Raw genomic sequence first — 13,909 nt, forward strand, 5'->3', positions numbered from 1 at the left:
CGGGGGAGCACCCTTCACGGGCCGGGCGCCCGGAGCGGACTGCGCCGCGGACCGGCCCCCCGCCCCGGTCGGACGCCCCTCTGACCAGGTCTTTCTGCACCTCGGCAGCAGCGGCCGACGGGCGCACGGAGGGGCACGGGACTGCCGTGCCGCCCCTGCGCGGGGACGCCGTCCACGTCCTCCCGGTGGGTGCCGGGCGGTGACGCTCACCGGGGCGGAGGAGGTGACAGCGGCGCCCCGGGGCGTGCGGGACGCTCCCCGAGCCGTGCGGCGACAAGGCCGGTTTCTTGTCCTTGCGCCCGGCCCGCTCCGGCCCGGCCCGCACGAGGCGGCCGCCCGGCACCGGCCGCAGGTGCCGCCGTCGGGCGTCCGCACGGCCGCCGGGCCGCCGCACCGGTGGAACGAACCCTCGCAAGCACTCCCACACGTGCGAAATAAGCCATGTCCACCATGCGACGAATCGTTTGCCCGGGAGCACGGCACCATCCGGGTCGCCCGGCCTCCGGCGCGGCGGCCTCCCGCGCCGGTACTGTCGGCAGGGATGCCGAGACGCACACCGCGTCTTTCACGACCGCGCCGAGGTGGAATGTGAAGGCGATCCGTCGATTCACCGTCCGACCCGTTCTCCCCGACCCCCTCCGGCCCCTGAGCGATCTGGCCCGCAATCTGCGCTGGTCCTGGCACGACGGGACCCGCGACCTGTTCCGGTCCGTCGACCCCGAGCGCTGGGCCGCCGCCGGCAGCGACCCGGTGCGGCTGCTGGGCAGCGTGCCGCCCACCCGGCTCGCCGAGCTGGCCGGGGACCAGCTCTTCCTGGACCGTCTGACGGCGGTCACCGACGATCTGCGCGACTACCTCACCGGCGACCGCTGGTACCAGTCGCGCACCGACGACCTGCCCGCCGCCATCGCCTACTTCTCCCCGGAATTCGGCATCACCGCGGCCCTGCCGCAGTACTCGGGCGGCCTGGGCATCCTCGCCGGCGACCACCTCAAGGCCGCCAGCGACCTGGGCGTGCCGCTCATCGGAGTCGGCCTGCTCTACCGGCACGGCTACTTCCGCCAGTCCCTGTCCCGGGACGGCTGGCAGCAGGAGCACTACCCCGTCCTCGACCCCAACGAACTGCCCCTGGTCCCGCTGAAGGAACCCGACGGCACCACGGCCCACGTCACCCTCGCCCTGCCCGGCGGGCGCTCGCTGCACGCGCGGATCTGGCTGGCCCAGGTCGGCAGGATCCCGCTGCTGCTGCTGGACTCCGACGTGGAGGAGAACGACCTCGGTGAGCGCGGCGTCACCGACCGGCTCTACGGCGGCGGCAGCGAGCACCGGCTGCTGCAGGAGATGCTGCTCGGCATAGGGGGGGTCAGGGCCGTGCGCACGTACTGCAGGCTCACCGGGCACCCCGCCCCCGAGGTCTTCCACACCAACGAGGGCCACGCCGGCTTCCTCGGCCTGGAACGCATTGCTGAACTGCGGGCCGACGGGCTGGACTTCGCCGCCGCCCTGGAGGCGGTCCGGGCCGGGACGGTGTTCACCACCCACACGCCCGTGCCGGCCGGCATCGACCGCTTCGACCGCGAACTGGTCGCCCGGCACTTCGGGACCGGTGCCGAACTGCCCGGCATCGAGGTCGAGCGGATCCTGCGGCTCGGCATGGAGACCTACCCGGGCGGCGAACCCAACCTCTTCAACATGGCCGTGATGGGCCTGCGCCTGGCCCAGCGCGCCAACGGCGTCTCCCTGCTGCACGGCCGGGTCAGCCGCGAGATGTTCGCCGGGCTGTGGCCCGGCTTCGACCCGGCGGAGGTGCCCATCACCTCCGTGACGAACGGGGTGCATGCCCCCACCTGGGTCGCCCCGGAGGTGTTCCGGCTCGGCGCCCGGAAGATCGGAGTGGAGCGCGCCGAGGAGGCGCTGACCGTCGGCGACTCCGACCGCTGGGACTCGGTGGCGGACATCGCCGACCGGGAGATCTGGGAGCTGCGCCGCTCCCTGCGCGAGCTGCTGGTGATGGAGGTGCGCGAGCGGCTGCGTGCCTCCTGGCGGCAGCGCGGCGCCGGGACCGCAGAGCTGGGCTGGATCGACCGCGTGCTCGACCCGGACGTGCTGACCATCGGCTTCGCGCGGCGCGTGCCGTCGTACAAGCGGCTGACGCTGATGCTGCGCGACAAGGACCGGCTGATGGAGCTGCTGCTGCACCCGGAACGGCCGGTGCAGATCGTCGTCGCGGGCAAGGCGCACCCGGCGGACGAGGGCGGCAAGCGGCTCATCCAGGAGCTCGTCCGGTTCGCCGACGACCCGCGGGTGCGCCACCGGATCGTGTTCCTGCCCGACTACGGCATGGCGATGGCGCAGAAGCTGTACCCCGGCTGCGACATCTGGCTCAACAACCCGCTGCGGCCGCTGGAGGCGTGCGGGACCAGCGGGATGAAGGCCGCCCTGAACGGCTGCCTGAACCTCTCGGTGCTGGACGGCTGGTGGGACGAGTGGTTCCAGCCCGACTTCGGCTGGGCCATCCCCACGGCGGACGGCTCCGGCACGGACCCCGACCGGCGGGACGCCATAGAGGCCGCCGCCCTCTACGACCTGCTGGAGCAGCGGGTGACGCCCCGCTTCTACGAGCGGGGCGAGAGCGGGCTGCCCGACCGGTGGCTGGAGATGGTCCGCCACACCCTCAGCTCCCTCGGCCCGAAGGTGCTGGCCGGGCGGATGGTCCGGGAGTACGTCGAGCGCCTCTACGCGCCCGCCGCGTCCGCGCACCGTGCGATGGACCCGCGGGCGGCGCGCGAGCTCGCCGAGTGGAAGGCCAGGGTGCGGGCCGCCTGGTCCGGGGTGAGCGTCGACCACGTCGAGACGTCCGACGCGCAGGCCACCGTGGAACTGGGCACCACGCTGGGCCTGCGGGTCCGGGTGAACCTGGGCGACCTGGGTCCGGACGACGTGGAGGTCCAGGCGGTGTCCGGGCGGGTGGACGAGGAGGACCGCATCACCGACGCGAGCGCGGTGCCGCTGAAGCCGTCGGGCGCCCCCGACCAGGAGGGCCGCTGGGTGTACGAGGGGCCGCTGTCCCTGGACCGCACCGGGCCCTTCGGTTACACGGTCCGCATCCTGCCCGCCCACCGGCTGCTGGCGTCCGGGGCCGAGATGGGCCTGCTGGCCGTGCCCTCCGACGACCTGGTCGCGGCGGCGGGCCTGCTGATGCGGTGAGACGGTCCCGTCCGGTGCGGCGGGGGCGGCGGGGGCCCGGGGTCTTTCGGCCGGGTCGGGCTGCCCCCGCGTGCCCGGTGTGGTGCGGGCGCGAGGCCCTGTCGGGCTGCCCCCGCGTGCCCGGTGTGGTGCGGGCGCCCGGCCCTACTGGTCCTCGACGCCCTCGGTGGCCAGGCGGCGCAGGACGGTTCCGCAGCGGCGCGCGTAGGCGTGCTGGAGTCCGCGCGTCGCCGGGCCGCCCGCCCGGGCGTACCAGCTGGCCGGGCGGCTGAACGCCGACACCGTCAGCCACACCGTCCCGTCGCCGGTGCGGTCCACGACGAAGGCCTCCTCACCGCGCTCCGGGTGACCGGCCAGGGTGCCGTAGGCCCAGCCCGCCCTGCGGTGCTCCTCGACCGTCCACACCACCCGGCACGGAGCCTTGACGACCCCGGCGAGGGTGACGGTGACGTCCACCCCGGGTGCGGCGCGGTCGGCGGCGGCGTCCATCCCGACCCCCATCGCCCGGTGCATCTCCCAGGTGAACAGCGCCTCCACGGCCTGCCGGTGGACCACCTCGCCCTCGCCCAGCCGGGTACGGACGTGCAGGGGGTGGAAGCCCGGTGGGCAGAAGCCCTGTTCACGGGTCTTGCCGACGTGGTCGTAGGTGAAGTCCGCCGAAGACATGGGACCCAAGCGTAGGGCGGCGCCCCCGCCGTGGAGCACGGCGGGGGCGCCGCTCGCGGGACGTACCCCCGGTCTACGGGAAGGTGAGCTTCCACCCGTTGACGTAGCCGGTGTCGTAGCGTGCCCGGTCCTGCACCCGCAGCTTCCAGGTGCCGTTGGCCGCCTCGGAGGAGGCGTTGACCGTGAAGGTCTCCTTGATGTCGTCCGCGGAACCGCCGGTGCGGTTGCGCAGGTTGTAGACGCTGCCGTCCGTGGCGACCAGGTCGACGACCAGGTCACCGCTCCAGGTGTGCACGATGTCGACCGTGACCCGGAGGTTCGACGGGGCGTTGCCCGACCGTCCGGTGACGGTGATCGGGGACGTCACGGCGGCGCCGTTGTCCGGGATCGACACGTCGGCGGTGTTCTCGAAGGACGTGCCGTCGCCGCCACCGCCGTCACCGGGACGCGAGCCCACGTTCACGCCGGCCCACGCGTCCTGCACCGCCTTGTACTCGGCGCTGTCGGTGCCGTACAGCTCGCCGGCCGCCGCCAGGGTGCCGGTGCGGGCTGCCGCGTAGTTGGTGGTGGAGGTGAACTTCGTGGTGAGCGCGCGGAACCAGATCTTCTCCGCCTTGCCGCGGCCGATGCCGGTGACCGGCAGGCCGTCGGAGGTGGGCGAGTCGTAGGTGATCCCGTTGATGGTCTTGGTGCCGCTGCCCTCGGCGAGCAGGTAGAAGAAGTGGTTCGCCACGCCCGACGAGTAGTGGACGTCGATCGAGCCGATGCCGGAGTACCACGAGTCCTTGGATTTGCCGTCCTTGCTCGGCTTGTCCATGTAGCGCAGCGGGGTGCCGTCGCCGTTGATGTCGATCTCCTCGCCGATGAGGTAGTCACCGACGTCGGAGGAGTTGCCGGCGTAGAACTCGACGGTCGAGCCGAAGATGTCGCTGGTGGCCTCGTTGAGGCCGCCGGACTCGCCGCTGTAGATCAGGCCCGCGGTGTTCGAGGTGAGGCCGTGGGTCATCTCGTGCGCGGCCACGTCGATGGAGGTGAGCGGGTTGGCGTTGCCGGAGCCGTCGCCGTAGGTCATGCAGAAGCAGCTGTCCGACCAGAAGGCGTTGACGTAGTTGTTGCCGTAGTGGACCCGGGAGTAGGCGCCGACGCCGTCCCCGCGGATGCCGTTGCGGCCGTGCACGTTCTTGTAGTAGTCCCAGGTCAGTGCCGCCCCGTAGTGGGCGTCGGCGGCGGCCGACTCCAGGTTCGAGGGGTTGCCGTTGCCCCAGACGTCGTCGGAGCCGGAGAACAGCGTGCCGGTGCCGGACGTGCCGCGGTTGAGGTTGTACGTCCGGTGGTTGCCGCGCGCGCCGTCGGTGAGGTTGTACGAGGACCCGGACTGGGTGGTCGTCAGGTCGACGGTGCCGCTGTAGACGGTGTGGCCGGTGCCGTTGTGCACGGCCTGCCACTCGTACAGCTTCTCGCCGGTGGTGGCGTCGGTGACGACGTGCAGTTCCTGCGGGGTGCCGTCGTGCTGGAGGCCGCCGACGACGGTCTCGTACGCCACGACCGGCTTGCCGTCGGCCGCCCAGATCACCTTGCGGGGGGCCCGGTCGACGTCGGGGCTCTTGGCCTTCTCGGCCTTCGCGGCGGACAGCGCCTGCTGCTCCGCCTTCGCGGCGGGCACCGCGGCGGCGGTGGTCGCGGGCTTCACCGCGGCCCGGGTCGCCTTGACGACGGTGTCGGCCTCGCCGGCTTTGTCGCCCTGGACGACCAGGTCGCCGCCGAGGACGGGCAGGCCGTCGTAGGTGCGTTCGTAGCGGACGTGCACGGTGCCGTCGCGGTCCTTCAGGACGTCACGGACGACCAGCTTCTCCTTGGCGCCCAGGCCGATCTGCTGGGCGGTCTCCGCCTTGGTGGCGTCGGCCTGGCGGATCAGTTCGGCGCGCTGGGCCGGGGTGAGCCGGACCGATTCGGAGCCCGGCTTCGCCGCGCTCTCGGCGGCGGGGACCTGCTCGGGCGCGGCGGTGGCCGTGCCGGCCTGGACGGCCGTCGCGACCAGGGCGGCGACCCCGGCGAGAGCGACGGCGGCGGTGCTGCGGGGGGTGCGTCTGTGGGAAGACCTGCTTCTCAACACTGACTCCTTCTGCGCGGCCGCGGGTCGCGCGGCCAGGGGAGACCGGCCGGCGGGTGGGCCGGCCGGGCAGAACGGGGCGGTACGCGGAACCAGTTGCGCTGCGGAGCTGTGGCCGGGCACGGCGGTGACGCGGTGCGGTGGGGTTGCCGTGGAGGGGCCGTGGGAAGAGTGGCAGGTGATCGCGGTTTCTGTCAGGAGCGCGTCAAGATTTTGGCGGAAAATCGTTCGTTGTACGGGAGCTTGTGTCCGCTATGCGAAATCGGCGCGGGGCGGGCGGCCGGTGCCGCACCGCCCCGCGTTCCGGCCGCCCCGCGTCCCTACGCCAGGCTGTCCCGCCAGGCCCGGTGCAGGTCCGCGAAACGGCCCGTGCCCGCGATGAGGTCGGCCGGGGGGCCGTCCTCCACGATGCGGCCGTGCTCCATCACCAGGACCCGGTCGGCGATCTCCACCGTGGACAGCCGGTGGGCGATGACCACCGCCGTCCGGCCGGTCAGCACCGTCGCCATCGCCCGCTGCACCGCACGCTCACCGGGCACGTCCAGGGAGCTGGTCGCCTCGTCGAGGATCAGCACGGCGGGGTCCGCGAGCAGGGCCCGGGCGAACGCCACCAGCTGACGCTGCCCGGCGGAGATGCGACCGCCCCGCTTGCGGACGTCCGTGTCGTAGCCGTCGGGCAGGGCGGTGATGAAGTCGTGCGCGCCGATCTGCTTCGCGGCCCGCTCGATCTCCTCACGGGTGGCGTCCGGCCGCCCGATCGCGATGTTGTCGGCGACCGTGCCGGAGAACAGGAACGCCTCCTGCGTCACCATCACCACTCCGCGCCGCAGTTCCGGCCCCGCCAGGTCGCGCAGGTCCACGCCGTCCAGCAGGACCCGGCCGTCGGTGGGGTCGTAGAACCGGGCGAGCAGCTTGGCCAGTGTCGACTTTCCCGCGCCGGTCGAGCCGACGACCGCGACGGTCTGCCCGGCCGGCAGGGTGAGGTCGAAGCGGGGGAGGACCTCCCCGCCGGTGCGGTACGCGAACCGGACGCCGTCGAAGACCACGTCGCGGCCGGGATGCCCCGACCGCCGGGCCGGAAGCTCGCGGGGCGCGGCCGGTTCGGGCACGGACGGGGTCTGCGCCAGCAGCCCGGCGATCTTCTCCAGCGACGCCGCGGCCGACTGGTAGGCGTTGAGGAACATGCCCAGCCGGTCGATCGGGTCGTACAGCCGCCGCAGGTAGAGTACCGCCGCCGCCAGGACGCCCAGCGCGAGCGTGCCCTCCGCGACCCGGTAGGCGCCCCACAGCACCACCAGCGCGACCGTCGTGTTGGCGATCACCCGGGAGCCGACCACGTAACGGGCCATCTCCAGCAGGGCGTCGCCGTTGGTGCGCTCGTGGCGCCGGTTCAGTACCCGGAAGCCGGCGTCGTTGGCGGCCTCCCGGCGGAAGGCGCGCACCGGCCGGATGCCGTTCATCGTCTCGACGAACTTCACGATGACCGCCGCGATGGCCGTCGACCGCTTGCGGTACACCCGCGCCGCCCGCCGCCGGTAGGACCGCACCAGCCCGTACAGCGGCACGAAGGACGCCACCGCCACCGCGCCGAGCCCCAGGTCCAGCCAGAGCAGCAGCACCGAGATGTACACGCAGGACAGGACGACCGTCACCAGCTCCTGCAGCCCCTCCTCCAGCAGCTCCCGCAGCGCCTCCACATCGGTGGTGGAGCGGGAGATGAGCCGGCCGGAGGTGTACCGCTCGTGGAAGTCGACGCTCAGCGCCTGCGCGTGCCGGAAGATCCGCCCGCGCAGGTCCAGCAGCACCGCCTGACTGACCCGAGCGGACGCGGTGATGAACCCGTACTGCAGCGCGCCCGCCGACACCGCGCACACCAGGTAGCCCACCGCCACCGCGATCAGCGGCCCGTGGCCGCCGTCCCGGAACGCCGGCACCGCCCGGTCGATCCCGTACGCCACCAGCAACGGGCCGGCCTGCACCGCCGCCTGCTGGAGCAGCAGCAGGAACGCGGTGAGCGCGACCCCGCCCCGCAGCGGGGACAGCAGGGAGCGCAGGAGGGCCCCGGTGGCGCCCGGGGGCGTGGGCAGGACGTCCCGGTCGAAGGGGTCGCCGGTCTCCCGCGGCGGGCGGTCGTCGCCGTCCCGGTCCGGGGCGGGTGCGGTGGTGGCCGCCGTCATCGCGGGTCCTCCTGTCCGTCCGCCGGGTCACCGGCCATGAGATGGGCGTACTCCGGGTGGGTGTGCAGCAGTTCGTGGTGGGTGCCGACGGCGGTGATCCGGCCGCCGGAGAGCAGCGCGACGCGGTCGGCCAGCAGGACCGTGGACGGGCGGTGCGCCACGATGAGGGCCGTGGTGTCGGCCAGCACCCGGCGCAGGGCCGTCTCCACCGCGGCCTCCGTGTGCACGTCGAGGGCGGACAGCGGGTCGTCCAGCACCAGGAAGCCGGGCCGGCCCACCACCGCGCGGGCCAGCGCGAGCCGCTGCCGCTGGCCGCCGGACAGGCTCAGGCCCTGCTCGCCGACCTGGGTGTCCACACCCTCGGGCAGTGCGTGCACGAAGTCCGCCTGCGCCACCTGGAGCGCCCGCTCCAGGTCGCCGTCTCCGGCACCGGAGGCACCGGCGCCCATCAGCACGTTCTCCCCGACACTGGCCGAGAACAGGGTGGGCTCCTCGAAGGCGACGGCGACCCGGTCGCGCAGTTCCTCGCGGGACATCGCCGTGACGTCCACGCCGTCCAGGGTGATCCGGCCCGAGGTGACCTCGTGGAGCCGGGGGACCAGGGCGGTGAGCGTGGTCTTGCCGCTGCCGGTCGCGCCGACCAGCGCCATCGACTCGCCGGGACGGATGTGCAGGTCCACGCGGTCCAGCACGGGCGGGGAGCCCGGCGGGGCGTCCGGGTAGCGGAAGGTGACCTCGTGGAAGCGCAGCCCGTCGGCGCGGCGGGGTGCCGAAGCCCCCTCCGGCAGAGCGGTCCCGGGCCCCGGGTCCTCCTCCGGCGCGTCCATCACCTCGAAGTAGCGGGTGGTCGCCGTCGCCGCCTCCTGGCTCATCGCCAGCAGGAACCCGATCGAGTCCACCGGCCAGCGCAGCGCGAGCGCCGTCGACAGGAAGGCGACCAGCGTCCCCGCGGACAGGGTGCCGTCGGCCACCCGCATGCACCCGAGGACCAGGGCGGCCCCGATGGCCAGCTCGGGCAGGGTGACGATGATGCCCAGGATGGTGGCCAGCAGCCGCGCCTTGTGCAGCTCCGTCCCGCGCAGCCGGCCGGCCAGTTCGTGGAACGCGCGCGCCTGACTGCGGTGCCGTCCGAAGCCCTTGACGATGCGGATGCCGAGGACGCTCTCCTCGACGACGGTCGTCAGGTCGCCGACCTGGTCCTGCGCGCGCCGGGACGCCGCCGAGTAGCGCTTCTCGAACACCAGGCACGTCACCATCACCGGCACCGCGGGCACCAGGACGACCAGGCCCAGCGTCCAGTCCTGCACCAGCATGATGATCACGCCGACGAGGATGGTCACGCTGTTGACCAGCAGGAAGGTCAGCGGGAACGCCAGGAACATGCGCAGCAGCATCAGGTCGGTGGTGCCCCGGGACAGCAACTGCCCCGAGGGCCACCGGTCGTGGAAGGCCACCGGCAGCCGCTGGAGGTGCCGGTACAGGTCCGCCCGCATGCCCGCCTCGACCCCGGACAGCGGCCGCGCCACCAGCCAGCGCCGGAGCCCGAACAACAGGGCCTCCGCGAGGCCGAGCAGCAGCAGGTACAGCGCTCCGAGCCACACGCCCCCCGGGTCCCGGTCGGCGATCGGGCCGTCCACCATCCACTTCAGGACGAGCGGGATCACCAGGCCGATGCAGGACGCCAGGACCGCGATGAACGCGGCCGTGAACAGCCGCGCCCTTACCGGCCGCACGTACGGCCACAATCGCAGGAGGCTGCGCACGGTGGACCGGGGTTCGGGGTCCGGCCCGGAGCCGTCCTCCGGGCGGGTGTCGGGGGTGGGGAGTGTGGTGGCCATCAGCAGCGAGCCTACGGATCGATACTGACACTGCCCACCGAGTTTCGGCCCGACCCGGCTCCGTCCGGAGACCTACGACCTGCGGGTCCCGGCCCGTCGGACGGGCAGGGGCGGGCCGGGGCGCGGGAGGTCGTACCACTCCATCAGCCGATCGGCCGATGGCGGTCGAGCGGGACGGCCGATGTGCGCGGGGCGGGCCGCCGGAAGACTGACCGCCATGTCCGTCATCGAAGTCACCGATCTGCGCAAGACGTACGGCGGCCGGCCCGTGGTCGACGGGGTGTCCTTCACCGTCGAGGAGGGGGAGATCTTCGGCATCCTCGGCCCGAACGGCGCCGGCAAGACCACCACCGTCGAATGCGTGGAGGGCCTGCGGGTGCCCGACGGGGGGCGGGTCCGGGTGACCGGACTCGACCCCGTCACCGAGCACGAACAGGTCGCCCGGGTCCTCGGCGCCCAGCTCCAGAAGAGCGCGCTGCAGGCAAAGCTGACGGTCCGGGAGGCCCTGGAACTCTACGCGTCCTTCCACCCCGCCCCCGCCGACTGGCGGCCGCTGACCGAACGCCTCGGGCTCACGGCACAGTTGGGGACCCGCTACGGCAAGCTGTCGGGCGGTCAGCAGCAGCGCCTGTCCATTGCGCTCGCCCTGGTCGGCGACCCCCGGGTGGTGGTCCTCGACGAACTGACCACCGGACTCGACCCGCGGGCCCGGCGCGACACCTGGCAGCTCATCGAGGACGTCCGCGCCGGCGGCGTCACCGTCCTGCTGGTCACCCACTTCATGGAGGAGGCCCAGCGGCTCTGCGACCGGATCGCGGTGATCGACCGGGGACGGGTGGTCGCCCTGGACACCCCGGCCGGGCTCATCCGCCGCTCGGCCGGCGCCACCGTCATCGGCTTCACCCCGTCCGCGCCGCTGGACGAGGCCGACCTTGCCGCACTGCCCGGCCTGGCCTCGGTCGAACACCGCGACGGCCGCGTCACGCTGGCGGGCACCGACGCGACCGTCAACGCCGTCATCACCCTGCTGGCCCGCGCCCGCGTCACCGCCCACCAGCTGCGGGTCACCGACGCCACGCTGGACGACGCCTTCCTGGACCTGACCGGCACGCCCGGCACGCCCGGCACGCCCGGCGCCGCCGCCCCGTCCGGCGCCGCCGTCCCGTCCGGCCCGACCGAGGAGCTCCCGGCATGACCGCCCCCCTCTTCAACACCGCCGTCCTGCGCACCGAGATCCGCCTGTTCCGCCGCGAGCCCGGCAACCTCTTCTGGATCATGCTCTTCCCCGCCCTGCTGCTCGGCATCCTCGGCGCCATCCCCTCCTTCCGCGACCCCGACCCGGACCTCGGCGGGCTGCGCGCGGTCGACCTGTACGTCCCCGTCGCCGTCCTGCTCGGCGTGCTCATCGCCGGCCTCCAGGGCATGCCGCAGACCCTCACCGGCTACCGCGAACAGGGCATCCTGCGGCGCATGGCCACCACCCCGGTCCGGGCCACCGCCCTGCTGTCCGCGCAGATGCTGGTGTTCGGCGGCAGCGCCCTGGTCTCCGCGCTGCTCGCCCTCGCCCTCGGCCGGCTCGTCTTCGGCGTGCCCCTGCCCGAGCAGCCCGCCGGCTACCTCCTCGCCCTGCTGCTCGCGGCCCTCGCCTGCCTCGCCCTCGGCGCGCTGATCTGCGCGCTGTCCCGGACGACGAAGATCGCCGCGGCGGTCGGGTCGGCGGCCCTGTTCCCCGCGATGTTCTGCGCGGGCGTGTGGCTGCCGGTGCAGGCCATGCCGGACCTGCTGGCGAGCATCGTCGGCTGGACCCCGTTCGGCGCCGCCTCCGAGGCCCTGGGCGACGCCGCCGGCGGGGCCTGGCCCGGCTGGGACCACCTCGGCGTCACGGCCGGCTGGGCGGTCCTGCTGACCGTGGCCGCCGCCCGCTTCTTCCGCTGGGAATGAGCGCGCCGCCATGCCCGACACTGGTGCGATGACGCACACGGAGGACAGCGCACGGGCCGCCTCCCGGCTCGAGCAGCGGTGGGCGCTGTTCCACCGCTGGGGACCGTACGTCCTGCTCGGCACCGGCACCGTGCTGGCCGCGGTCACCGCCCCGCTCCTCGGCATGACCCGGGGGGAGCGGTACGCCTCGGGCGCGCTCGTCGTCGCGGCCGTCGTGCTCCAGCTGTGGTGGGGGCGGGCCTCGCGCGGCCGTCCTCAGCCGTCGCGGACCAGCTCGCTCTACTTCACGCTGCGCATGGTCATCAGCTTCGCCCTGACCTGGATGAACCCGCTGTTCGCCTTCCAGGCGGCGATCAACTACTTCGACATCGGACGGCTCCTGCCGAAGAGGTTCGTCGTCCCCGGGCTGCTGGCCGCCGCCGTCACCGTCGCCGGTTCGCAGAGCGGCGGACTCCCGCCGCGCGACGGGACCGGCTGGATGATCTTCGGTGGTGTGCTGGCCGTCAACATCGCGCTGCTGCTGGTCTTCTCCCACATCGCGGGACTGGAGGAGGCCCGCGCCCACACCCAGGCCGAGACCATCGCCGAACTCGAACGCACCAACACGGCCCTGCAGCAGGCCCTCGACGAGAACGCGGCCCTGCACGCCCAACTGCTCGTTCAGGCGCGGGAGGCCGGGGTCGCCGACGAGCGGCGCCGGCTGGCCGCCGAGATCCACGACACCCTCGCCCAGGGGCTGACCGGCATCATCGCCCAGCTCCAGGTGGTCGCGGGCACGGCGGACCCCGCGCGGGCGCGCGAGCACCTGGACCGCGCCACCGCCCTGGCCCGCCACAGCCTGGGCGAGGCCCGCCGCTCCGTGCACAACCTGTCGCCCGCCGCCCTGGCCGACGACGACCTGCCGCAGGCGCTGGAGAAGACGGTGACGGAGTGGGAGGAACGCACCGGCGTCCCGGCGCGGTACACCACCACCGGGACCGTCGAACCGCTCCACGACGAGGTGGCCGCCACCCTGCTGCGCATCGCGCAGGAGGCCCTCGCCAACACCGCACGGCACGCGGGCGCCACCCGGGTCGGCGTCACCCTCTCCTACATGGGCGACACGGTCGCCCTCGACGTCCGTGACGACGGACGCGGCTTCGACCCGCGCGTCCGCCCCGCCCGCACCGGCACCGGCGGATTCGGCCTCGACGGCATGCGGGCCCGCGCCGAACGCATCGCCGGGACCCTCGGCGTCGAGTCCGAGCCCGGGCTGGGGACGGCGGTGTCGGCTCGCGTACCGTTGGTCCGCCATGACTGACGCTCCCGAACAGCCGACCGTCTCCCTGCTCGTCGTCGACGACCACCCCGTCGTCCGGGACGGCCTGCGCGGCATGTTCGCGTCCGCCGCCGGATTCCGGGTGCTCGGCGAGGCGGCCGACGGCGTCGAGGCGCTGGAGCGGGCCGCCGCCCTGGACCCGGACGTGATCCTCATGGACCTGCGCATGCCGGGCGGCGGGGGAGTGGACGCCATCCGCGAGCTGACCCGCCGCGGCGCCCGCGCCCGGGTGCTCGTGCTCACCACCTACGACACCGACTCCGACACCCTCCCCGCCATCGAGGCGGGCGCCACCGGCTACCTGCTCAAGGACGCGCCCCGGGAGGAGCTGTTCGCGGCGGTACGGGCCGCGGCCGAGGGCCGAACGGTGCTGTCCCCGGCGGTCGCCTCCCGGCTGGTGTCCGCGGTCCGCGCGCCCCGCCCGGCCGACGGCGGGACGCTGTCCGCGCGGGAGCGGGAGGTGCTCGGCCTGGTCGCCCGGGGCACCTCCAACCGCGAGATCGCCCGCGAACTCTTCATCAGCGAGGCGACCGTGAAGACCCACCTCACCCACCTGTACGCCAAGCTGGGCGTCCGGGACCGGGCGGCGGCCGTGGCCGCGGCCTACGACCGGGGCATCCTCGGCTGACGGCCGCACCACGCCCGCCGGGGC

Annotated in this window: 9 protein-coding genes; 5 read left to right on the plus strand and 4 right to left on the minus strand. The window is 73.8% G+C overall.

Translation table 11 applies throughout. The features are described from left to right. Positions 1–588: 588 nt before the first annotated feature. Complete coding sequence (locus tag ACIRPP_RS14795) at positions 589–3,207, plus strand: glycosyltransferase family 1 protein (RefSeq protein WP_403641969.1); 2,619 nt, start codon at positions 589–591, stop codon at positions 3,205–3,207. A gap of 144 nt (positions 3,208–3,351) precedes the next feature. On the opposite strand, the gene ACIRPP_RS14800 is transcribed toward ACIRPP_RS14795, so the two are convergent. From ACIRPP_RS14800 to ACIRPP_RS14815, 4 genes are all read right to left on the minus strand, one after another. After that, positions 3,352–3,873, minus strand: a complete 522-nt coding sequence (locus ACIRPP_RS14800) for a DUF1990 family protein (RefSeq protein ID WP_403641971.1) — start codon at positions 3,871–3,873, stop codon at positions 3,352–3,354. 73 nt (positions 3,874–3,946) lie between these two features. After that, positions 3,947–5,983 (minus strand): M4 family metallopeptidase, encoded by a 2,037-nt coding sequence (locus ACIRPP_RS14805; RefSeq protein WP_403641974.1) that lies wholly within the window; start codon positions 5,981–5,983, stop codon positions 3,947–3,949. Between the two features lie 320 nt (positions 5,984–6,303). Then, complete coding sequence (locus tag ACIRPP_RS14810) at positions 6,304–8,160, minus strand: ABC transporter ATP-binding protein (protein WP_403641976.1); 1,857 nt, start codon at positions 8,158–8,160, stop codon at positions 6,304–6,306. Continuing rightward, positions 8,157–9,998 (minus strand): ABC transporter ATP-binding protein, encoded by a 1,842-nt coding sequence (locus ACIRPP_RS14815; RefSeq protein ID WP_403641979.1) that lies wholly within the window; start codon positions 9,996–9,998, stop codon positions 8,157–8,159. Before ACIRPP_RS14815 ends, ACIRPP_RS14810 begins: the two co-directional genes overlap by 4 nt. A 217-nt stretch (positions 9,999–10,215) precedes the next feature. Between ACIRPP_RS14815 and ACIRPP_RS14820 the strand changes: the two genes are divergently transcribed. Genes ACIRPP_RS14820 through ACIRPP_RS14835 form a run of 4 tightly spaced genes read left to right on the plus strand, consistent with a single transcriptional unit; the run spans position 10,216 to position 13,885 of the window. Further along, the gene (locus ACIRPP_RS14820; RefSeq protein WP_403641982.1) at positions 10,216–11,193 is read left to right on the plus strand and encodes an ABC transporter ATP-binding protein; all 978 of its coding nucleotides are present in this window, start codon (positions 10,216–10,218) and stop codon (positions 11,191–11,193) included. Further along, the gene (locus ACIRPP_RS14825; RefSeq protein ID WP_403641985.1) at positions 11,190–11,939 is read left to right on the plus strand and encodes an ABC transporter permease; all 750 of its coding nucleotides are present in this window, start codon (positions 11,190–11,192) and stop codon (positions 11,937–11,939) included. Before ACIRPP_RS14820 ends, ACIRPP_RS14825 begins: the two co-directional genes overlap by 4 nt. 28 nt (positions 11,940–11,967) lie before the next feature. After that, on the plus strand, positions 11,968–13,239 hold the full coding sequence (locus ACIRPP_RS14830; protein ID WP_403641987.1) for a sensor histidine kinase: 1,272 nt from the start codon (positions 11,968–11,970) through the stop codon (positions 13,237–13,239). Next, complete coding sequence (locus ACIRPP_RS14835) at positions 13,232–13,885, plus strand: response regulator (protein WP_403641990.1); 654 nt, start codon at positions 13,232–13,234, stop codon at positions 13,883–13,885. The genes ACIRPP_RS14830 and ACIRPP_RS14835 overlap by 8 nt, the downstream gene beginning before the upstream one ends. Positions 13,886–13,909: the final 24 nt, after the last annotated feature.

The organism is Streptomyces sp. NPDC101219, assembly GCF_044767675.1.
GTDB lineage: Bacteria > Actinomycetota > Actinomycetes > Streptomycetales > Streptomycetaceae > Streptomyces.

Bases quoted from the DNA above. Each gene is read 5' to 3' on its own strand.
- ACIRPP_RS14800 (WP_403641971.1), bottom strand. From the start codon at position 3,873: ATGTCTTCGGCGGACTTCACCTACGACCACGTCGGCAAGACCCGTGAA.
- ACIRPP_RS14810 (WP_403641976.1), bottom strand. From the start codon at position 8,160: ATGACGGCGGCCACCACCGCACCCGCCCCGGACCGGGACGGCGACGAC.
- ACIRPP_RS14825 (WP_403641985.1), top strand. From the start codon at position 11,190: ATGACCGCCCCCCTCTTCAACACCGCCGTCCTGCGCACCGAGATCCGC.
- ACIRPP_RS14830 (WP_403641987.1), top strand. From the start codon at position 11,968: ATGACGCACACGGAGGACAGCGCACGGGCCGCCTCCCGGCTCGAGCAG.
- ACIRPP_RS14835 (WP_403641990.1), top strand. From the start codon at position 13,232: ATGACTGACGCTCCCGAACAGCCGACCGTCTCCCTGCTCGTCGTCGAC.
- ACIRPP_RS14820 (WP_403641982.1), top strand. From the start codon at position 10,216: ATGTCCGTCATCGAAGTCACCGATCTGCGCAAGACGTACGGCGGCCGG.
- ACIRPP_RS14815 (WP_403641979.1), bottom strand. From the start codon at position 9,998: ATGGCCACCACACTCCCCACCCCCGACACCCGCCCGGAGGACGGCTCC.